At 69.9% G+C, this 20,765-nt stretch carries 15 protein-coding genes and 1 tRNA gene; 11 read left to right on the top strand and 5 right to left on the bottom strand.

Annotated elements, in window-relative coordinates; all coding sequences use genetic code 11:
• Positions 1-46: 46 nt before the first annotated feature.
• Together OHA65_RS16615 and OHA65_RS16610 are read right to left on the bottom strand one after the other, a co-directional pair.
• Positions 47-931: a helix-turn-helix transcriptional regulator gene (locus OHA65_RS16615; RefSeq protein WP_327283882.1), complete on the bottom strand. Its 885-nt coding sequence runs from the start codon at positions 929-931 to the stop codon at positions 47-49.
• A 265-nt stretch (positions 932-1,196) separates the two neighbouring features.
• A complete protein-coding gene (locus tag OHA65_RS16610) occupies positions 1,197-1,937 on the bottom strand; it encodes a GPP34 family phosphoprotein (RefSeq protein ID WP_327283881.1) in 741 nt (246 codons plus the stop codon).
• A 185-nt stretch (positions 1,938-2,122) separates the two neighbouring features.
• On the opposite strand from OHA65_RS16610, the gene OHA65_RS16605 reads away from it, so the two are divergent.
• The 4 genes from OHA65_RS16605 (at position 2,123) to OHA65_RS16590 (ending at position 7,835) form a co-directional block, all read left to right on the top strand.
• The gene (locus OHA65_RS16605; RefSeq protein WP_405762064.1) at positions 2,123-4,819 is read left to right on the top strand and encodes a hypothetical protein; all 2,697 of its coding nucleotides are present in this window, start codon (positions 2,123-2,125) and stop codon (positions 4,817-4,819) included.
• Between the two features lie 134 nt (positions 4,820-4,953).
• Positions 4,954-6,906, top strand: coding sequence for an MFS transporter (locus tag OHA65_RS16600; protein ID WP_405762063.1), 1,953 nt, complete (start codon positions 4,954-4,956; stop codon positions 6,904-6,906).
• Positions 6,907-7,004: 98 nt separating this feature from the next.
• A complete protein-coding gene (locus OHA65_RS16595) occupies positions 7,005-7,208 on the top strand; it encodes a hypothetical protein (protein WP_327283879.1) in 204 nt (67 codons plus the stop codon).
• A 393-nt stretch (positions 7,209-7,601) separates the two neighbouring features.
• Entirely contained in the window at positions 7,602-7,835 is a 234-nt protein-coding gene (locus OHA65_RS16590; RefSeq protein WP_328763034.1) for a sortase domain-bontaining protein, read from the top strand.
• A gap of 69 nt (positions 7,836-7,904) precedes the next feature.
• Here OHA65_RS16590 and OHA65_RS16585 read toward each other — a convergent pair.
• Positions 7,905-7,977 (bottom strand) — tRNA-Arg (locus OHA65_RS16585).
• 398 nt (positions 7,978-8,375) lie between these two features.
• On the bottom strand, positions 8,376-8,588 hold the full coding sequence (locus OHA65_RS16580) for a hypothetical protein (protein WP_405756316.1): 213 nt from the start codon (positions 8,586-8,588) through the stop codon (positions 8,376-8,378).
• On the opposite strand from OHA65_RS16580, the gene OHA65_RS16575 reads away from it, so the two are divergent.
• From OHA65_RS16575 to OHA65_RS16565, 3 genes are all read left to right on the top strand, one after another.
• Positions 8,587-9,345, top strand: coding sequence for an AAA family ATPase (locus OHA65_RS16575; RefSeq protein ID WP_405756315.1), 759 nt, complete (start codon positions 8,587-8,589; stop codon positions 9,343-9,345). The two genes, OHA65_RS16580 and OHA65_RS16575, sit on opposite strands and share 2 nt — an antisense overlap.
• On the top strand, positions 9,342-9,716 hold the full coding sequence (locus tag OHA65_RS16570; RefSeq protein WP_405762062.1) for a hypothetical protein: 375 nt from the start codon (positions 9,342-9,344) through the stop codon (positions 9,714-9,716). The genes OHA65_RS16575 and OHA65_RS16570 overlap by 4 nt, the downstream gene beginning before the upstream one ends.
• A 92-nt stretch (positions 9,717-9,808) precedes the next feature.
• Positions 9,809-13,231: an ATP-binding domain-containing protein gene (locus OHA65_RS16565; protein ID WP_405756313.1), complete on the top strand. Its 3,423-nt coding sequence runs from the start codon at positions 9,809-9,811 to the stop codon at positions 13,229-13,231.
• Positions 13,232-13,526: 295 nt separating this feature from the next.
• On the opposite strand, the gene OHA65_RS16560 is transcribed toward OHA65_RS16565, so the two are convergent.
• A complete protein-coding gene (locus tag OHA65_RS16560; protein ID WP_405762061.1) occupies positions 13,527-14,951 on the bottom strand; it encodes a hypothetical protein in 1,425 nt (474 codons plus the stop codon).
• A 388-nt stretch (positions 14,952-15,339) separates the two neighbouring features.
• On the opposite strand from OHA65_RS16560, the gene haaT reads away from it, so the two are divergent.
• From haaT to haaN, 4 genes are all read left to right on the top strand, one after another.
• Entirely contained in the window at positions 15,340-18,117 is a 2,778-nt protein-coding gene (haaT, locus tag OHA65_RS16555; RefSeq protein WP_405762060.1) for a cyclophane-containing RiPP biosynthesis TPR protein HaaT, read from the top strand.
• Positions 18,044-18,415 (top strand): HaaA family cyclophane-containing RiPP peptide, encoded by a 372-nt coding sequence (haaA, locus tag OHA65_RS16550; RefSeq protein WP_405759228.1) that lies wholly within the window; start codon positions 18,044-18,046, stop codon positions 18,413-18,415. The genes haaT and haaA overlap by 74 nt, the downstream gene beginning before the upstream one ends.
• A 13-nt stretch (positions 18,416-18,428) precedes the next feature.
• Positions 18,429-19,583: an FxsB family cyclophane-forming radical SAM/SPASM peptide maturase gene (locus tag OHA65_RS16545; protein WP_405762058.1), complete on the top strand. Its 1,155-nt coding sequence runs from the start codon at positions 18,429-18,431 to the stop codon at positions 19,581-19,583.
• A gap of 78 nt (positions 19,584-19,661) precedes the next feature.
• Complete coding sequence (gene haaN / locus OHA65_RS16540; RefSeq protein ID WP_405756309.1) at positions 19,662-20,135, top strand: cyclophane-containing RiPP N-acetyltransferase HaaN; 474 nt, start codon at positions 19,662-19,664, stop codon at positions 20,133-20,135.
• The last annotated feature ends 630 nt before the right edge of the window (positions 20,136-20,765 follow it).

Here is a 20,765-nt window from a genome sequence, read left to right as displayed (position 1 = left end):
CCCCCTCGCCACCTGCCCGCCAGTACGGTGTCCGCTGCCTCCGGTTTTACTTCCCCTTGCCCGCATACTCGCCGATGATCTCGGCGATGAACTGACGTGTCTGTTCCACGTTCAGGGCCTGCGCGCGCAGGTGCTCGTACATCACGCTGTACTTCTGGACGTCGTTGGCCTTCTCCAGGTACAGGTCGCTCGTCACGCCCTCGATGTAGACGACCGTGGAATCGGATGCGTCCGGGAATTCCAGGATGGCGTACTGCCCGTTCACGCCCGGGTGGGCGCCCATCGAGAACGGCATCACCTGCACGGTGATGTACGGCTGCTCGGACTGCTCTATCAAGTACTCAAGCTGCTTGATCATCAGTTGGGGGTCGCCCACGTGCCGCCGCAGCGCGGCCTCGTCGATGACCGCCCACAGCCGCAGCGGCCCGACCTCCGGATTGTTGTTGTCCGTCTCGGAGAGCCGTTTCTGCCGGTGCATCCGCACCTGGACGCGCTTCTCCACGTCGAGCGGGGCGGTCTCGGGCAGCGCGCCGCGGATCAGGGCCTGGGCGTACTCCGGGGTCTGGAGCAGGCCGGGCACCATCTGGGGTTCGTAGGTGCGCAGGCTGGCGGCATCGGTCTCTAGGCCGATGTAGACGCTGTACGGAATGTCGCCGAAGGCGTGCCACCAGCCCTGCTGGCGGGAGTCCTTGGCCATCTGCATGAGCGAGTCGACGAGCCGGCGGTCCTCGACCTCGTACACGTCGCACAGGTCGCGGACGTCGCGCTGGCTGATGGAACGGCGGCCGTTCTCCAGCCTGCTGATCTTCGACTGGGAGACGAGCAGGCGTTCGGCGACCTGCTCGGCCGTCATGCCCTTGTCCTCGCGGAGCTTGCGCAACTCCATGCCCAGTCGGCGGCGTCGGACGGTGGGATTGACATTGGACGCCACTTGAACGGCACCTCCGCCTTCTTCTGGTTCTGTCCCTCTGTGTGTCTGATGGTGAGCAGACTGCCACCGAAGGGCGGGGCGGCGCCGGAGAACGGCACGGAAATGCAGACGCGCGGGACGGCGGGGCCGGCGGACCGGCCTCGCCATCCCGCGCGCTGGCGGCTCCCGAACCGGGGCATCGGGGACGCCGGTTGCGGCGATGGCGGTTCGGTGGAGCGGTGAATCCGTAGAGCCGTGAATCGGGTCGATCGGGTGGATCGGTGGATCAGTGCGCGGCCGCGCGGGCCATCGCACCCGTCCGGCGCGGCTGGAGCGGAACACCGCTCGCCGCGGCCCGGGCGGTCGGCGGGTTCGCCGGTGCACGGTCACGGCGCGGCTGCGCAGCCGCACCGTTCTGGACGTCCATGACAGCGTGCGCCACGAGGCCGCCCATCGGGTCGTGCCGGATCAGATCCCGCAGTCGGGACCTGGACGACCGCCCCTCGTTGCCGGGGTACAGGTGCTTGCCGAGTCCGACCGCGTGGGCCAGTGCGGCGAGCGCCGCGGTCCGCGGGTCCGGCGGTACGCCGGTGCGGATCGCACTGTCGAGCCGGGCACGGATCTCCCGGCTGATCGCCGTGTCGGTCGCCTGGTAGCGAGTCGTCGGCAGCACTCCGCACATCTGGCCCGCGACGGCATGGACCATGCCGCAACGCTCCAGATGAGCGAGGTAAATCTGGCGGAGCCCCAACCGGGGTCCACCGATCCAGTGGACGGCCCGTACCGGGCTGCCGCGCCTGCGCAGCAGTTCCAGTGCGGAGTCCAGAGTCGGATCTCCTGTCGGCCGTGGCATCACCACGGCGATACGATCCCCGTCAGGGGCTATCCGTCCTGCCAGAGCCAGCTCTACTAGCTGTGCCCCGGCCAGGCCGAGGTCGAGCGACTGCGGCTGCGCCGTGGTACCCGTGGTCGGGTCCAAAGCGAGCAGTAGAAGCTCCTCCGGAATTGTTCTGCGGCTCCTGCCCATCCATGCCTCCCCGCGTGGATGAGTGACAGGGTGACGCCTCTCACATTCATCTGTCGAGAGCGCCTGGTCGCTTTGTGGCGGAACCAGCGCTATGTCGTTCTCGTCTAGCACGAGGGCGATGCCCACGACACGGGACACTGTTAGACATTCGGACAGCCGGACGCGGCGCGATCGAGGAGGAACTGGTGGCGGGCGAGTCCCCCGACAAGTCGGTTGATGAAGGAGCGTCGGGGGCGGCGAAGTCCTCCGCGGAGCGTGACCCGAGGCTGTCGGTGCTCCGGCCGCGGGAACCCGAGTCCGGGACCGCTTCCGACGAGGGCAAGGGCCGCGACCCGCTGCGCGAGGCGGTGGCGGCGTGGGTGGCCACGACCGAGGCCGACGGCTCCGCCGGGTCTGCCGAGTCCTCCGGACGGGTGGACTCCGAGTCCGCGTCTGAGTCAGACTCGGACTCCGCGTCCGAGTCTGACCCGGCCGCGACCGACAGCGAGCGCACCGCGGTCTTCCGCGCCCCGAAGTCGGACTCGTCCAAGACCGGTTCCCGTTCCGCGTCGGGGGCCGAGCCGGGCTCGGCCCCCGCTTCAGCCTCCGGCGAGCGCGGTACGGATGCCGCGGCGAAGCCGGCGGCTGCGGAGGAGTCCGCGGGTGGCGGTGAGCGGACGGCGGTGTTCCGCGCGGTGAAGCCGGGCTCGGCTTCCGGTTCTGGTGCTGCGTCCGCCGCGGGCAAGCCGGCTGCGGACCGCTCCGACACGGATGCCGTTGCGGCGCCCGCCGAGAAGTCGGGCTTGGCTTCCGCTTCCGCCCCTGGCAAGGGCGGTACGGATGCCGCGGCGAAGTCGGCGGCTGCGGAGGAGTCCGCGGGTGGCGGTGAGCGCACGGCGGTGTTCCGTGCGGTGAAGCCGGGCTCGGGTTCCGGTTCCGCGGGTTCCGGTTCTGGTGCTGCGTCCGCCGCGGCGAAGCTGGCCGAGAAGCCGGCCGAGAAGCCGGCCGAGAAGCCGGCCGAGAAGCCGGCCGAGAAGCCGGCCGACAAGCAGGCCCCGAACCGTTCCGCGGGTGGGGCCGGTACGGACAAGCCCGCGGCGGCCGAGGAGTCGTCGGGGGACAGCGAGCGCACCGCCGTGTTCCGGGCCGTGAAGCCGGTTAGCGGAGCGGGTGCCTCGACGTCCAGCGCTGCCGCGAAGCCGGGCGGGGGTGCGGCTGCCGACGACAGTGAGCGCACGGCCGTCTTCCGGGCTCCGAAGGTGGATTCCGCTTCCGGTGCCGCCAAGCCCGCAGACAAGCCCGCAGGCAAGCCCGCAGACAAGCCCGCCCCCAAGCCCGTAGACAAGCCTTCCGAGGATGCGGGCGGCGACAGCGAGCGCACCGCCGTCTTCCGCGCCGTGAAGCCGCCGGCAAAGGCGCCGGACAAGCCCGTGGCCTCCCGGCCCGTGCCGCCGAAGGCGGTCGGCGGGGAGCGGGCCAGCACGTTCGTGCCGCTGCGCAAGGGCGAGGACGACGAGGGCCCGGCGGCCAAGCCCGCGGCCTCGGCACCGGCTCCCGCCGCGGCGGCCACCGCCCCCGTACCCGAGCGGACCGAGCGGACCACTCAGCAGCCGCTGCCGCCCAAGCCGCCGCTCGACCTGCTCGCGGACCTCACCAACAACCCGCCCCCGCCGCCGAGCCCCCTGCGCACGGCCATCCGCCGGTTCAAGATCTACGCCCCGCTCGTCGTCCTCCTCGCGATCATCCTGGCCGTGATCCAGCTCGTGCGCCCGCTGCCCGAGCCGAAGCTCACGATGACCGCGAAGTCCTCGTACACCTTCGACGGCGGCAACCCGGTCCTGCCCTGGCCGAAGGAGGGCCAGGGCTACATGGCCGCCGCGGGCCTCGGCACGGTCGGCAGCTTCGGCGAGCAGAAGCCGATCGCCATCGGCAGCGTCGCGAAGACGATGACGGCGTACGTGATCCTGAAGAACCACCCCCTCAAGAAGGGGGAGGAGGGTCCGATGATCGACGTCGACAAGACGGCGGTCGAGGACGGCGCGAAGAGCTCCGAGGGCGAGTCCACGGTCGACACGCTCAAGGCGGGCGGCAAGATCTCGGAGTACGACGCCCTCGCCGCGATCATGATCCCCTCGGCCAACAACGTCGCGCGGCTGCTCGCGCGCTGGGACGCCGGCGGCGACCAGGACGCGTTCGTCAAGAAGATGAACGACGCCGCCAAGGAACTCGGCATGGCCAACACCACGTACACGGACCCCTCGGGCCTGGACGCGACGACGGTCAGCACCGCCGAGGACCAGGTCAAGCTCGGTCTCAAGGTCGTGGAGATGCCGGAGCTGGTCGCGATCACCAAGCTGCCGGAATGGATCGACCCGTCCAAGAAGAAGTGGCGCAACTACAACACCCTCATCCCGGGCAACGGTGCGCTCGGCATCAAGACCGGCTCCACCACCAAGGCCGGAGGCAACCTGCTCTTCGCCGCCGAGAAGCAGGTCGGCAAGACCAGGCAGCTGATCGTCGGCGCGGTGCTCGGCCAGTACGGCGTCCCGATCCTCGACACGGCGATCGCGGCGAGCAAGCAGGTCATGCTGGCCACGCAGAAGATGCTGGTGAACGCACCCGTCGTGAAGAAGGGCGACGTCGTCGGGTACGTGGACGACGGCCTCGGCGGGCACACCCCGGTCATCGCGACCGCTGACGTGGAGGCGGTCGGCTGGCCGTCGCTCACCGTCAACATCAAGCTGGCCGACGGGGACGCCAAGATCCCGCAGACCGCCAAGGCGGGCACCGAGATCGGCATGCTGACCGTCGGCGAGGGGGCCAGCCAGGTGAAGGTGCCGGTGGCGCTGAAGAACGACCTCGTCGCGCCGGGTATCGGAAGCAAGCTGACCCGTATCGGCTGACGAGTGCGCGTGGCGGCGCCCCGGGCAACCCCGGGGCGCCGCCACGCGTCTAGGGAGCCGGGAGCCCGGGGCGTGCAGGGTATGCGGGGCAACCAGAGAATCCGGGGAGTCCGGCGAGTCCGGGGAGTAGTGCAGTGACCACCGCTGAGCAGCACGGCCAGGGCCGGGGCGCACCGGCAGCCGCCGGCCGCTCCGGTGCGTCCGCATCCGCATCCGCATCCCCGCCCGCATCCGCGTCCGCCTCTGACGTGCCCGAGGCCGCGCCCGGCGGCATAGGGGCGTCCGGTGTCCCCGGGGGCTCCTGGGTCTCCCGGATCCTCGGACGGGCCCGCCGGCACCCGATCGCCGTCGCCACCGCGCTGGCCGCCGTCCTGCACGTGGTCTGGTTCTTCTGCTTCGCCAACAGCGGCGGCGACCTGGCCGCCCAGGACGCCTGGGCCGAGTTCGTCGGCCGGCATCCGGACTCGGCGTACAACCTCGCCTGGTACGGCGGCATGCACCCCGTCTCGTACAGCGTGGTGTCCCCGTACGTGATGTACATGATCGGCGTGCGGACCACGATGATGGTCGCCGGAACGGTCTCGGCCGGGCTGCTCGCGCTGATCCTGACCCGCTGCCGCGGCGCCGTCCGCGAGCCGCTGTGGCCGGCCCTGGCCGGGGTGTACGGGCTGCTCTGCAACGCCCTGTCCGGCCGGGTCACCTTCGGGCTCGGCGCGATGTTCGCGCTCGCCGCGGTCGCCGCCGTGTTCTGCTGGCCCCGCAAATGGGCGGAGCGGCGCTGGGCCAAGGCGGCCGTGGCGGCCCCGCTGGCCGGGCTCGCGACCGCGTCCAGTCCGGTCGCCGGGCTCTTCCTCGGGGTGATCGCGGCCGCGCTGTTCCTGTCCGGGCGCCGGCCGGGGGCGTACGCGCTGGGCCTGGCCCCGGTGGCGGTCGTCGGGCTGTCGGCGTGGCTCTTCCCGTTCTCGGGGACGCAACCGATGAAGCTGGGCTCGGCAGCGCCGCCGTTCCTCTTCGGGCTGGCGATCCTGTTCCTCGTACCGAAGCGGTGGAAGACGGTCCGGATCGCCTCCGCCGTCTACACCCTCGGGGTGCTGCTGACCTGGGCGATCGACTCGCAGGTCGGCTCGAACGTCACCCGGCTGGTCATGCTGTTCGGCGGGGCGGTCCTGCTCGCGGCCCTCCCTTACGACGTGCCGCGCACCCGGCACTGGTACGCCGTGCTGTTCGCGTTCGTCGGCATCAACGTCTGGATCACCACCAACAGCATCACGGACATCGTCCGGACCACCCCGGTGGCCGCCTGGAACCGGGAGCTGGCCCCGCTGGTCGACCAGCTGCAGAAGGCGGGCGCCGAGCGCGGGCGGGTCGAGGTGGTCCCGGCCAGTAGCCATCGCGAATCCTCGGCCTTCCCCGCGTACGTGAACCTCGCGCGCGGCTGGAACCGGCAGGCGGACCTGGAGCGGAACCCGCTCTTCTACGACGACACCCTGACCGCCGACAGCTACCGGGAGTGGCTGGACCGCTGGGCCGTGCACTACGTGGTGCTGCCGGCCGACAAACCCGATTCGGGGGGTGAGGACGAGGCGAAGCTGGTGGGCGAGGGGCTCCCGTACCTCCAACAGGTGTGGGGCGACGAGAACTGGCGGCTCTTCAAGGTGGACGCCCCGACCGACCTGGTGTCCGGGCGGGCCACGGTGGTGCGGGCGGGCGCGGACCAGCTGGTCATCGACGTGAAGGCGGCCGGGCGGGTGCTCGTACGGATCCCGCACTCGCCGTGGCTGGGGCTGGTGGACGGGTCGGGCAAGCCGGTGCCGCCGCCGCAGGAGACGTTCGCGTCGAGGGCGCGCAGCGGGGGTGGCGGCTCAGGCTCGGGAACGCTGCCGAAGGACTACACGAACACGGCCGGGTGCCTGTTCAAGGCGGCCCCGGACGCGGCGGGCGACGTGTGGACGGAGCTGCTGGCGCCGGGTCCGGGGGTGTACCGGGTGGCGGCGAAGTACCAGCTGCCGCGCGGGACGCCGTGTCCGGAGGAGCTGACGCGCTGGCTGGCGGGGCAGCCCGAGCGGCTGGCTACACCGCGTCCTTGATCGGGAGTTTTTACGTGCGGTCCGGGTGCGTTGCTCCGCATATCTGCATACGATCCCAATAGTCCGATTGGGTGCTTCCCGAGGGAGTTGACGACGGGATGAGCAAAGAGCAGCAGAAGCGGGATTTCCGAGAGACCTTCCAGGCCCTGGAGCCGGATGTGCCGCCGCGCCCGGCAGGCCACGGCTTCAGCGGGCCGGTGCGCAGCAAGGTCAAGGGCGGACTGCACACGAAGGCGGCCCTCAAGCGGGCCGGCACTCCGCAGGGTGACCGCATCGGCGAACGCAGCAGAGGCCTGAGCTGATCCCACGCCCTGCGCCCCGCGACGCGCACTGCCCGCCCTCCCGCCCTCCCGGCTTCCCGCCGGGAGGGCTTTCGCATGTCCCGGGCGCGTGTCCGAGCTGCCGGGAGGGATCCGGGCAACCGTCACCTTCCCGACGGATGACCAGAACGTGACCCTCGTAGCGTCGGACCCGTCGCCAGGCGCTGACCCGCCCCCCGCCCGGACCGGAGTACGTCATGCCCCCGCGCCCCCCGCCCACCCACGCCCCCGGCGCACACCGCGCCCCCGCGCGCGCCGTGTCATCGTCTCCACGGCGCTCGCCGTGTCCGTCACGGGCGGCCTGGCCGCCTGCGGTGCCGCCGGCGCCGAACTGCCACCGGACCCGGAGGTCGGCAACGCCTCCGCACCACCCCCGTGGCGGACACGGAGATCAAACCCGGCGATCTGATCGAGGTGCCCCGCGAGGACGGCAGGACCGCGAAGTTCAAGATCCGAGAGATCGAGGACGTCAACGAGAAAGACTTCCCCACCGGCAAGCTCTACGCCCCGACGCAGCGCCCCGAGCTGCGCCTGCTCACCTGCGGCGGCGCAATCACGGACGGCCACCGCACGAACGACGTCATCTTCTACGCCGCCCTGACTCCGTAACGCCACCCCAACGGCACGCGGAAAAGGGCCGGTTCGGGGATCCCTCCCCGAACCGACCCTTGCTCGCCGTGCCCCCGGCAGGATTCGAACCTGCGACACCCGCTTTAGGAGAGCGGTGCTCTATCCCCTGAGCTACGAAGGCAGGGGCTTGTCGGAAACGTTGCCGGAAACCCCAGAGGGATCACCCGAGCCGCTTCGGCAAGCGTGCTGGTCAGATGACGTGCGTCCGCCCGGGTGGAGATGCCCTCGCGGACACTTTTCCCGGCACACGCCTGGTAGTCGTCTGACCGCTGACAGCCTAGCGGATCGTGCTGGGAGTGGTCGCACGGATTGCCGCAGGCGCGGGCCTGAGGCGAGGGCATGGTCGTGACCTGGGGGTTCTGAAGGCCGGAGGGCCTGGGCGCGGAGGTTGCGTGCGTGGTGAGGGTGCGGGGGGACGGCTGCGGCGTCCGTTCTGTCTGCTTGCCCCCTGTGGGGGCGTAAATGAGGCGACGGCCGCACCCTGGGGTGGGTGCGGCCGTCGTCGGGTTGGGGTGTGCGTCAGGAGACGAGGAGCGCCTGTTGGGCGTTGCTGCGGGCCTCGAGGTGGATTCGGTGGCTGGTGGCGTTCTGCGAGAGGGCGAAGCCGAGGACGAAGATCTTCTGACGCTCGACGCCGTAGGCGATCATGCGGCGGTTCCAGAGGCTGAGGTCGAACTGGCTGTGCACGGACTCGGAGTCGGCGCGGTAGGCGAACGTCCGCAAGCTCGTCATGGCGGCCTCCGTCGACGGCCAGGACGCCCCCGCGCTCGACGTCATGAGCCAGGGGGAGCTGCACTCCCTCGCGCTCTCCCTCTTCCTGCCGAGGGCCACGACCGCGGACAGCCCGTTCGGCTTCCTCGTCATCGACGACCCCGTGCAGTCCATGGACCCGACCAAGGTGCACGGACTCGCCCAGGTGCTGCACGAGTTGGGCAGGCACCGGCAGATCGTCGTCTTCACCCACGATCCCCGTCTGCAGAAGGCGTTCACCGACCAGGAGCTGCCGGTCACGGTCTTCCAGGTGACGCGCGGCGAAGGGTCCCGGGTGAAGGTCGACCGCATCGACGACCCGGTCAAGCAGGCCATCGGAGACGCCCGGGCCATCGCCGCCACTCCTGGGCTTCCCCCCGAGACGTACCGCCACGTGCTGCCTGGCCTGTGCCGGATCGCCCTGGAGAACGCGTTCCTGGAAGCCGCGTGGATCCGCCACCACCGCACCGGCTGCTCGGAGCACGACCTCCAGACCGCGATCGACAGCGCGGAGAGGTTCCTGGAGGTCGCGGCCTTCGCCCTCTTCGGCGACGTGACGCGCGGTGCCGACGTCACGGGGGAGGTGCTCCGCCGCTACGGAAGCCCGGCATGGTCGCTGATCCAGCAGTGCCAGAAGGGGTCCCACTCCAGCGGCGCCTCGATCCCCGACCCGCACCGCTTCGTCTCGGACGTGGAGAACCTGGCGCAGAAGATCCGCAAGCCGGAGGTGACCGCATGACCACCCCTGTTCCCGCGTCCGTCGAAGGCCTGCTGCTGACGGCCGACTGCCTCCTCGACGGCGAACTCGCCGACGCCACCACCGCCGGCCGGCACCGCGGCGCCTGCCTCGCGCTGCGGACCGCGCTGGAGCTCTGCGTCGACCGGGTGCTGGACGCCGTGATGCCCGGTCTGCCCCGCACCACGGGGCGCGCCAAGTTGATCCTCCTGCACTCCGTCGCGCCGGCCGAAACGGCCCGGCGGGCGAAGGCCCTCTGGTCCCAGCTGAGTCTGGGATGCCACTACCACCTGTACGAGCTCGGACCCACGTACGACCAAGTGCGGGTCTGGCGGGCCGAGGCCGGCGGTCTCGTCCGGGAACTCGGCAACTGATCGTTCGTCACCGTCCGTTTTCTGATAGTTGTTTCACGGGGTACGGGCACATGCCCGTGGCGGTGTCTCCCGGCACCGCAGGGAGGACGCACATGAGCACCACCACTCGGGACGAGACCCTCGCCGGCGAGCAGCGGGCGGTGGACCACGCGTACGACTGCTACACCACGAAACTGGCCGAACTGAGCGGCACCTCGGCGGCCACCGCCTCGGCGAGCGGCAAGGACGGGATCGCCAACCGGGCCGAAGCGGAGGCGCGGGCCGAGGCCTACGGAGGACTGGGCGACGAGGCGCTGGTCTTCTCCCGCGTCGACGCCCCGGAGGACCCGGGCGGAGAGCCCCGACCGTGGTACATCGGGCGCCGGAGCGTGCACGACGCCTCGCACGAGCTGGTGGTGCTGCCGTGGACCAGCCCCCAGGCCAAGACCTGGATCGAGACCCGGCCCGAGAGCCCGGGCGAGGTGGTCCTGCGCCGGCAGCTCCGCTGCGTACAGCGCATCGTCGAGGGCTACTTCGACGAGATCTCCCCGGCGGCACCCGCTCCCGTACCCGTACCCGAGCCCGTCGGCTTACCCGAGTCCGCCGACGTACCGGTGCCCCGTCAGGCCGCCGACGACAGCGTGGTGGAGGAGGCGGACGCGTCCCCCGCCCCGGAACGTACGACGGCCCCCACGCCCGGCGATGTCGTACGACGGCAGCGGCGTAAGGCACCCCAGCCGGACGACTTCCTGCTGCAGGAGCTCCAGCGGTCGCGCGGCGGCCGGATGAGGGACATCGTCGAGACCATCCGCCGTGACCAGATGGTGCTGGTCACCGGCTCGCCTTCGGACATCCTCGTCGTGCAGGGCGGTCCCGGTACCGGCAAGTCGGCGGTCGGTCTCCACCGGGTGACCTGGCTCGTCAACAACGAGCACTTCAAGGCCCAGGACATCCTCGTCATCGGCCCCCACCAACGGTTCCTCGACTACGTCGGCCAGGTCCTCCCCACCCTCGGCACCCGGGACGTCAACGCCGTCCAGCTGGACCGGCTGTGGGAGGGCGAGATCCTCGGTGTGGACTCCCCGAAGGCGCGTCTGGCGAAGTCGGGGGAAGGCATGGCGGCCGTGCTGCGGCGCCGGGTCGAGAGCGATTACCGTCCCGAGGCTCTTGACGCCCTCACCGTCGTCCCCTCCTTCGAGGGCGACGAACCCGGGGTCGTCGTCACCGCAGGCAGCACGACCCTCCGCGTGCCGAAGTCCGAGGTCCTCGCCCTCCTCGACCAGGCTCACGCCGGCGACGGGCCCTTCCGGGAGCGGCGGGACCGCTTCCGCGGCCTGTTCGTCGACCGGCTTCTCCAAGAGCTCGCCGATGTCGCACCGCGCCGCGGACAGGCCGGCACGATCCGCCGCGACCTGGAACGCAACCGCCGGGTCGAGCGCCTCGTCGAACGCGTCTGGCCGTCCCCCGGCCCTCGGGAGGCTCTGCGCAGCCTCTACGACTCGGCCGACCTCCTGCGGGACTGTGCCGACGGCATCCTCGACGAGTACGAGCAGACGGCCCTGCTGCGGGCGCGCGCCGCCAGAGCCGACGCCGATCCGTGGACCCTGGACGACCATGTCTGCCTCGAAGAGCTCGGGGTTCTGATCGGCGGCGATACCCCACCGCGATACGGCCACATCGTTGTCGACGAGGCCCAGGACCTCACGCCCATGCAGGCCCGCTCCCTGCGGCGGCGGTGTGCCGTGGGCGGCTCCATGACCGTCTTGGGCGACCTCGCGCAGGCGACGGGCGCCCACATCCCGACGAGCTGGGACCTGCTCGGCGCACTCCTTTCCGACCACGGCGACTGGAGCGTGGCTCAGCTCACCACCAGCTACCGCGTCCCCGCCGAGATCATGGAGTTCGTCGCCCCTCTCGCCCGCGTGGTCGCCCCGTCCCTGCCTTATCCACAGGCTGTCCGTGAGGCGGGCGTGGACGCCGTGCGGACCGTGGCGACCGAACCGTGGAAGCTGCTCGACGACACCGTCGCCCACGTGGCCCGACTGGTGCGCACCAGCGACGGCAGCAGCCCCCGCTCCGTTGCCGTCATCGTCCCCGACGACTCCGACTGGCTGGACGCCATCAGCCACCGAATCCACGAGGGCGGCGACATCGCCGAGCGCGATCGCGATGCCGTGTCCGTACTGGCCGCCGCGCAGGCCAAGGGAATGGAGTACGACCACGTCCTGGTCGTCGAGCCCGCGACGATTGCCGACCGTGGTCCGGCCGGGCTGCGCCAGCTGTACGTGGCCCTCACCCGCAGCACCCAGAGCCTGACCGTCCTGCACACCGCCGCGTTGCCGGAGGCGCTCACCGCCTCCGCGGACGACTCCGAACCCGCGGCACCGGACGTCCGGCCGGCGGGCGCGGCGGAAAGCGTTCCCCGGATCGGCAGCGATGTCCGGGTCGAGGTCGTGGGCCACGTCTCTGGCGGTCGGTACAAGGTCAGGCCGCTGTCTCCGGTGATCGGTCGGCCGCTCGTGCTCACCGTCCGCCAGGGCTCGGTTCCCCCGCGCCGGGGTGACGAGCTGGATTGCTGGGTGTTCGCGAACGACACGAGTCAGACGGTGCTCACCGCCGATCATCGTGGCCGGTCGCCCGTCTCGGAGCGGATGGCGGGGCGCTATCTCGCGGCGCTGGACGTGCTGGGAGAGCTGACCGGCAGCGACGGCGACGTTCCCGACGCCCGCAGCCGCCTCTCCGAACTCCAGGGCATGGCCAACCGCATCCTTCGCCGGGACCAGGCCGACTGGGTCGATGTACTTCATCTGTTCGGTGATCCGGACAGAGAGCGACTCGGAGTTCTTCGAGACCTTGCCGCGACAACCAACCGTGCGCTCAAGGAGGGCGCCTTCGACGCAGGCCGGCTCGCGGAGGGGCTGGATGCTTCCGGCTGGGCAGGGCCCCTCGCCGAAGCACGGCGAGAACTCCAGGAGCGCTTCAACATGGCGACGAAGCCGGACTCTGACGGCGCGATCCCCGTCGCCCCGACGCAACCAGATCAGAAGAAAAAGGTGCAGATGACCACCGCGGACACCGCCGCCGCAACACCGGCTGCGACCACGAAGGACGGTTTCCTCCGCGCGCTGGAAGCGGCTGCCGGGGCCGACCGTACGTGCAAGAAGCACGAGGCGGTCCGTCATGCGCTGAAGGCATCACTTCTCTGGGCGGACCTCCAGCCGGCCGACTCCTCGGTCGTCGACGTCAGCTGCGTCACACAGCACGGTCTCTTCCTCTACGAGGCCCTGGGCGCAGGCTGCTCCACCTATGCGGACCTGCGATCGGGCGCGACCCGCCTGCTCGAGATCAACCACACGCTGCCCGCGCCGGCCGACGGTCTCTACCTTGTCCTCTCCGAACCGCCTGCCGAAGACTGGTCTGTAGACACGATTCGCGACGTCTTCCGTGTCAATGTCATCTGGCGCAGCCCGACCGGCTGGGGCGGTGAGAACGCGCACACCGCCTTCGGCTCCTCCGGGGTGAGCAATCACCAGTAGCCGTCGTTCAGTTCTCGCTTGCGCCTGCTGGAGCAGGCGAAGCAGAAGCAGGTGATTTTGCGGGGTTGGGAGTGAAGTCGATCAGCTCAGACGCCCTGATGAAGTGCTGGCCCCGGCAGCCAGGGGCACAACTCGCAGGCGCCCCACTGAGCCGACGCCCCAGCCAGGAGGGTGGGGCTGACCTTCAGGGCCGCCTTGGCCGTCCGGTCCCTGCCGCCGGGTGACACCGCAGCGTTCGCCGACCGAAGCGCCGCGCCTGCCCTTGCCAGCCATTTGCCTCAGCCGAGGGATGAGATCAGCGTTCACGCCGCAGCGATACCCGCACATTCTTGTCGTCATCACGATCAAGGAACAGGCCTGACCCGTGCACGCTGGTGAGGTACGGAACGTCCACACCTACACCGAGAACTTTCGGCTCACCCGTGCTGGTAGTCAGGTTCAGCTCTGCGACGACCGCTTCCGCGCCATCGACCGTCGACTTGTCCTGGACCGCCCCGTACGCCATGCCGTCGTCGCGGATCGAGGCGAGCACGATCGTCTTGCGGTCCCCGTCACCTTCCAGACAGATGCCCTTGCCGAGCTTCAGATCGAAGACAACAGGCCCGGCTGCCAGGTAGCGGCGGTCTGGCGAAGTAATCACGGGGTAGTCGCGAGCCTTATTGGAGCCCGGGACTTCGTGCGCACAGGTCATGCTGGCCTGGAGCTGGCCCGTTCGCACATCGTGCACCGACCACAGCGGGGCGTTCGGAGCGCCGAACGTGCCGCCTGTCGACCAGCCCGCGAGGATGTGGCCACCGGCGACGCCGTACACATCGCCATTCCACGAGCCGACAATGCCCGTCTTCGCTTCGATGCCACTCGGGCGTACGGAGTCACTGAACCAGCGGCCCGGAATGCCGAAGCCTCCGGTACCCATGCCTACCAGCGGGCCGTCTGCTGTGGCCGCCACCACGCGGCTGCTGGCGCAGGCCACCGTCGTCGCGCACTGAGAAAGCATGCCGTTCGGCTTCTCGTACGCGTCGACCTTGCCGGTCGCCACGTCCACCGCTGCAGCCGAACGGGGAAAGGCGTCACTATCACCCCAGGCGACGAGGATCCGCCCACCCGCCAATCCCACACGCGCTTCACCGGGGTCAGCCGAAACGGGGACGTCGATCTCCCGCAGCGGCTTGACCGAGGTGCCCGAGGCATCGGAGGCATACACGGCGAGCCGCACCACCTCAGCCCCCTCGTGGAGAGAATCCTTGCCCCGCATTCCGTGCGCGTAGGCGAGCACGTACTCGCGCCCGTCCTGCTCGACCGCCATCACGTCCGGGATCTCCCGCGCCCGACCGGATTCCGCGTCGCCCTCCGCACCCTTGATCGGCGTGGGCGGGTTCCAGGGCCCGGAGATCCAGCGGACCTCACCGGTGTCGGCGGCACGCGCCTCGACGGTGTACCCGTTGGAGGCGGCGTGCATCATGGCAATCACACCCGAGCGCGGTGCGGCAGTCACGGGAATCGTCCGCACCACGCCTGGAACCCAGTTCAAGGTTGCATCCCAGCCCTTGCCCGGGTCGTAGGCCGACGGCACCTTCAGCTCCGCAAGCGGCTTCGCCTTATGGCCCGACTGAGGAATCCCGTTCTTGTCTTGGGCTCGACTGTCACCGCTGCCGCCGCTACAACCCGCCACCAGGACTGCCGCCAACACGACCCCGCCCACCGACCTGGCCACACGCATGCCGCTCTCCCTCTTCGCCCCCGTGGCCCCTCAGAGGCGCCCGTGATCATGCGTTCGGCGACGCTACCAGGGCTGACTACACAGCCATTGCCGAGGATCACTCTCTGCTGGCGACCAGCAGCACGTTCACCTGGTCATCTGGCTGGCTTTGTGAAAGCGGCGTCGGTGCGCCCAACGTAGAAGCCACGCACAGGTTGGCTGATACGAGCCGGTGTGTGGCGGGGAGCTGACCTTGACCAAGGTCCGTGAGAGCTGGTCCGCTTATGCGCGATAGGGCGTCGGATTCGGGGGTTGCGTTCGTGACCGGAGCTACAGCTGGAAAGCTGTGCCGCGCCACTGGCGGCCAGCCCGAACGGACTAATCCCTCCTCCGTCAAGATGACCCACGTATGAGGCTCCGGCGGGGGATTTCCGTCGCCGTCGTGGCCGCTGGCGGAGCCGTTACGACCATGCTCGTGGGGCTCGTCACCAACGCGGTGTCCGAGTCGCAGTGGCCCGGGTGGCTGGGGTGGTTGCAGCGGCATGGCTGGTTCTCGTTCGCTTTGCTCGGCGGGGCCATGGTCGGGCTGGCGGTGCTGCTTGCCGCGCTGTCGGAGTCGGGGGCGCCGGAACGCCGCGCTGCGCCGACGCCCCAGCCAGAGGAAGGGGCGGTGCCTCCGGGTGCGGCCCTCGTGTTGCGGTCCCTGCCGCGCGACACCACCGCGTTCACCGACCGGACCGCCGAGCTCGAGGCGCTGGTGCGGTCCGTACGGGACTCGCAGGAGAGCGGCGAGGCGCTGCCTGTGCATGTGATCGACGGAATGCCAGGAGTCGGGAAGACGACGTTCGCCGTACACGCAGGACATGTGCTGTCAGAACGGTTCCCGGACGGCCAGCTCTTCGTGAACCTCAACGGGCACACATCGGGAAGGCCCCCCGTGCAGGCCACGGAAGCGCTCGCATCGTTGCTGGCGGCGACCGGAGTGCCAGCGCAGCGGATTCCTGTCGGCGACGACCTGGGTGCGGTCACCGAGGCGAGGGCGGCCATGTGGCGGAGCCAGCTCGCGAACAAGAAAGCACTGCTCATCCTCGACAACGCGGCCAGCTATCGCCAGCTGGAGCCCCTGCTCCCCGGCGGGAGCGACTGTCTCGTGCTGGTGACTAGCCGGAAGCGGCTGGCTGCGTACGAGGAGGTGGTCCTGCCAGTGGAGGCGTTGCCGGCGGAGCATGCGGTCGACTTGTTCGTACGCCTCAGCGGGCGGTCGGCGGAGTCGCTCGATCGGGCCGTCCTCGGGCAGTTGGTGGAGCTGTGCGGGTACCTGCCACTCGGGGTGTCGTTGCTCGCCGCGCGGCTGCGCCATCGGCCGTCGTGGAGCGCCGAGGATCTCCGTGCGCGTCTGGTCACCGCCGGGGACCGGCTGGGAGAGCTCCGAGCTGGGGAGCGCGCGGTCGCCGCGACGTTCAGTCTGTCCTACCAGGACCTCTCCCCTGAGCGGCAGCACTTCTTCCGGTGTCTCGGCCTCTACCCTGGAACCGAGCTCGATGCCTTCTGCGGGGCCGCGCTCGGCTCGGTCTCGGTGGCGGCGGCACGCGAGGGACTCGACACGCTCTACGACGCCCATCTGATCGAGGAACACCCGGGAAGCCGGTTCCGGCTTCACGACCTCCTACGCGACTATGCCCGCGGTCTCGCCGACGAGGGAGGCAGCATGCCCCCTGTTCATGCCGTTCAGCGCGTGTGCTCCTACTACTTGGCCGCCCTCGCTGTCGCGAACAGACACATTGCCCGCAGCGGCGCCTCCACGCCGAATCCTCCGGACGGCGACGCGCAGGTAGAGACCCCGCCCATCGATTCACGTACGGCGGCTCTGGGCTGGCTGGAGGACGAACGGGCCAACGTCCTGGCCTGCATCCGAAGGGCAAACGACCTCGCGCTGCACGAGTTGGTGATCCACATGGCTGCGGCAATGGCGCCCTTCCTGCGGCAGGCCGGCCCCTGGGACCAAGCCGTTGGCCTCCACCGGGCCGCCGCCGAGGCCGCCCGGCACACCGGCGACCGGCGGGCGCTGGCCAACGCGCTGGCCGAGCTCGGAGTCGTACGGCGCTTCATGGCGGCCTACCCCGAGGCCATCGAGGCACTGAACGAGGCGGTAACGGAGTACGAGGCGGTCGGCGAGAAGCGAGGCAAGGCCGACGCTTTGAACCAGGTGGGCATCGTCTGGTACATGACCGCGGACAACGACGCTTCCGCCCAGGCGCAGACCGAGGCCCTCGCGCTCTATCGGGAAGTCGGCGACCGGCTCGGCCAGGCCAACGCACTCGCGGACCTCGGCATGGTGCGCCGGCAGACCAGCCAGTTCGACACAGCGGTGGCGGCACAGACCGAAGCGCTGTCGATCTACCGGGAGCTGGGCGACCGGTACGGGGAGGCCAACTCACTGCGGGACCTTGGCGTCGTGCACAGTCTCCTGGGTGAGTATCAGCTGGCTGCCCAGCGCCACCGTGAGGCATTCGACATCTACCAGGAGCTCGACGACCGGGTCCACCAGGCGTACGCCCTCAACGAGCTCGGAGTCGTACGACGCCTGACCGGCGATCTCACCGGAGCGCGGGAGGCACACACCCGGGCGCTGGAGTACTTCACCGAGCTCGGCGAACGGTTCGGCCGCACGAACAGCCTTCGCTACCTCGGGGTACTGGACCGCATGGACGGGAACGTCACGGAGGCGATCCGGCTGTTGGATGACGCCCTCGGCTCGTACCGCGATCTCGGCAGCCGTGGTGGCGAAGCCGCCGCTCTGGGCGAGCTGGGTGTGGCGCGCGAGGTCGCCGGCGAGCGGGACTGTGCCGCCGACTCGTTCCGGCGGAGTCTGGACATCCTCCGAGAGCTCGGAGACCGGTGCGGTGAGGCGGAGGTCCTGAACCACTGGGGGACGCTGCTGCACTCCTCCGGTGACTGGACCGCCGCCCGCGGAATCTTTGAGCAGGCGCTGGGGCTGGCCCGGGACATCCGCTGCCCGCTTGAGGAGGCACGGGCCCTGGACGGGATCGGCCGTTGCGACTGGACGGCCGGCGAGCGGGCGCGGGGCGCAGGGGCGCTGCGTGAAGCGCTCGATGTGTACCGACGGTTGGGCGTGGTCGGGGCGGCAGATGTCGTCGAGCGGCTACTTGCGTCGCAGGCCGAGTAGCCGGGCACGTGGCCGGATTCGATATGTCGCCGAGGGTAGCGGCACTGCTACCTTGCGGGCTGGTCTGCCACCTCAATCGCCGTTGCACTGCCCCGAGGAGCGTCGAATGCCGTCACGTACGCCCGTTCCCGCACCGCATGCTGCGGCGCCCGTCGTCGCGGAGTCCATCAACGGTTCGGCCGTCCTGGATCGTGTCGCCGTCCGCATACGGCAGCGGCTGGCGGCCGAGCAGACGGCCTCAAACCGCGCTGGCGAGGGTGGTCACCAGGCTTCGCTGATCTGGACCTGGCCTCTTTGAGCCGTTCCGCTCGATGACACCGCGCGCGGACGTCGCCCCCTTTCGGTCGTTCATCCTCAAGGTTGCCAATCGCTGCAACATCGACTGCGACTACTGCTACGTCTTCAACTCCGCTGACCAGGCGTGGCGGCACCTGCCTGCCCGGATGACTGCGGACGTGGCCCGGGCGGCTGGGCTGCGAATCGGTGAGCACGCAGCGGTGCACGGCCTGCGGAGCGTGCACGTCGTGCTGCACGGCGGTGAGCCCTTGCTCGCCGGCCCCCGGCACATGGCAGACCTGCTCGGCGCCGTACGGGAGGGTGTTCCGGCCGGTGTGGCGGTCCGTTTCGAGCTTCAGACCAACGGGACGCTCATCACGGAGCCGTGGCTGGACCTCTTCGAGCGGTACGAGGTCGTCGTGGGCGTCAGCCTCGACGGACCGCCGACTGCGAATGACCGGCACCGGCTGACACACGCCTCGCGATCGAGCGCCGCCTCGGCCGTACGAGGTATCGAACTCCTGCGTTCCCGGCCGCACCTGTTCGCAGGGCTGCTCGCCGTCGTCGACCTGGCCAACGACCCGGTCGAGGTCCACGACTACCTGGCGTCGTTCGAGCCGCCTGTGATCGACTTCGGCTTGCCGCACGGGACGCACGACGAGCCGCCGCATCGCGACGACCCAAGTGTGCCCGAGTACGGGTTGTGGATGACCCGCGTCTACGACGCCTGGCTCGCCCGGCCGGAGCAGCGGCACAGTGTGCGGATGCTGGAGGACATCGTGGCGCTGAGCTCCGGGGTGCACAGCTCGGTGGAGTCCCTCGGCCTGGCCCCGCCGACGAGCATCGTGATCGAGTCGGACGGCACGATCGAGGGCGTGGACACCCTGCGGTCCGTCGAGGAAGGCGCCTCCTGGCTGGGACGCGACGTCTTCAGCCAGTCCTTCAATGAGGTCCTTCACCATCCGAAGCTCCTGCACCGGCAGAACGGGAAGGCCGCGCTCGCCGATCAGTGCCAGAGCTGTCCTCTGGTGGAGGTGTGCGGTGGGGGCTATCTACCGCACCGCTTCAGCACCGACCGCGGCTATCGAAACCCCTCCGTCTACTGCGCGGATCTGGGGTACCTCATCCGGCATGTTCAGGGCTCCCTGCGCCAGCACGGCTGGGCTCCTCAGACGCTGACGCCCCCGTAGCCACGAGCCGTGCCGCCACGCCAGGATCACGTATTGCAACGAACGAGTGAAGCGATGAAAGAGCGACAGGAGATGTCGATGACCGTGACGATCCGCCCCGCCGAAAGGCGCGACACCGTGGCAGTGGCCGATCTGATCGAGGAGATCGAACGGTTCTACGGATCGACCGAGATCCAGCCGCTCGAGGAGCGCCGCTCCCAGGTGGAGGAGGCGCTCTTCGGCTCCCCGCCGTTGGCGTCCGCGCTCTTGGTCGAAGACGAGTCTGGTGATCTCGTCGGGCTCGCCGCCTACTCGTTCCTCTGGCCGGCGGCCGGCTCCTCCCACTCTCTCTTCCTGAAAGAGCTCTATGTCCGCGGCACCCTCCGCCGCCAGGGCGTCGGCGCCCGCCTCATGGACGAGCTCCGCGCCCTGGCCTCCACACGCCCCGGATGCAGTCGGGTCGAGTGGATGACGGACCGCGACAACCCCGGCGCGCGGGCCTTCTACAAGTCGTTGGGGTTCGCGGAGTTCGACGGGAAGATCGTCTACCGTGTGGACACCGGTACGACGTGAGGGTGGGGCGGGGCCGTGAAGGAAAGGCGTTGCGAACGCTGTGACTTCGTGGTCGGGCTGGGCTGCGTGCCCGCCCGACGGATCCGTGCCCAAAGCGCGCCCAGCGACCTCGCCCCGGCAGGAGTGGCGACGGTTCCCTGCAGACACGATTCTGATCTCACCGACGCAGTACGCGCACCTTCCCGGAGCCTGCACCCATCTGACCGAGGAGCTGGTGACCGCCCCGCGCTGGGGATGGATCGCCACACCTCCGACCGGGCTCTGGCACCGGTTGAGCAGTAGCTATCCGGCGACTGCGACAGAGGGAAACGCCACACGGCAGGCGATCAGGCGGTGCGAGGAGTGTCCAGACATCGCTGGCGTGATGTGAGCTGCCTTGGACGAGCGGCAGCGCGCCGATGGCTGTTGCACGGTGTCGATGTGGCCGGTGACGAGGGTTAGGCGCCAGCGGTGGGTCGACTGCAGTGCGACCTGAGGGGGATTTCGATGGCACCGTCAATAAGCCTCTGAGCTGCAACGATGTCCCGAGCGTTCCGAGAATGGGAGCGGAGCGTTTTCGGCAGCTTCGGTGCGAAGGCTCTGACCTGGGCTTTTAGGGTTTCCCGCAAGCCCCACGAAGGCACGAAGGCA

This window comes from Streptomyces sp. NBC_00045, from assembly GCF_045041095.1.
In the GTDB taxonomy this organism is placed as follows: domain Bacteria; phylum Actinomycetota; class Actinomycetes; order Streptomycetales; family Streptomycetaceae; genus Streptomyces.
This window is presented reverse-complemented; position numbering and strand designations above follow the sequence as displayed.

Bases quoted from the DNA above. Each gene is read 5' to 3' on its own strand.
- OHA65_RS16610 (WP_327283881.1), bottom strand. From the start codon at position 1,937: ATGGGCAGGAGCCGCAGAACAATTCCGGAGGAGCTTCTACTGCTCGCT.
- OHA65_RS16595 (WP_327283879.1), top strand. From the start codon at position 7,005: ATGAGCAAAGAGCAGCAGAAGCGGGATTTCCGAGAGACCTTCCAGGCC.
- OHA65_RS16575 (WP_405756315.1), top strand. From the start codon at position 8,587: ATGGCGGCCTCCGTCGACGGCCAGGACGCCCCCGCGCTCGACGTCATG.
- OHA65_RS16580 (WP_405756316.1), bottom strand. From the start codon at position 8,588: ATGACGAGCTTGCGGACGTTCGCCTACCGCGCCGACTCCGAGTCCGTG.
- OHA65_RS16570 (WP_405762062.1), top strand. From the start codon at position 9,342: ATGACCACCCCTGTTCCCGCGTCCGTCGAAGGCCTGCTGCTGACGGCC.
- OHA65_RS16565 (WP_405756313.1), top strand. From the start codon at position 9,809: ATGAGCACCACCACTCGGGACGAGACCCTCGCCGGCGAGCAGCGGGCG.
- OHA65_RS16560 (WP_405762061.1), bottom strand. From the start codon at position 14,951: ATGCGTGTGGCCAGGTCGGTGGGCGGGGTCGTGTTGGCGGCAGTCCTG.
- haaT (WP_405762060.1), top strand. From the start codon at position 15,340: ATGAGGCTCCGGCGGGGGATTTCCGTCGCCGTCGTGGCCGCTGGCGGA.
- haaA (WP_405759228.1), top strand. From the start codon at position 18,044: ATGTGTACCGACGGTTGGGCGTGGTCGGGGCGGCAGATGTCGTCGAGC.
- OHA65_RS16545 (WP_405762058.1), top strand. From the start codon at position 18,429: ATGACACCGCGCGCGGACGTCGCCCCCTTTCGGTCGTTCATCCTCAAG.
- haaN (WP_405756309.1), top strand. From the start codon at position 19,662: ATGACCGTGACGATCCGCCCCGCCGAAAGGCGCGACACCGTGGCAGTG.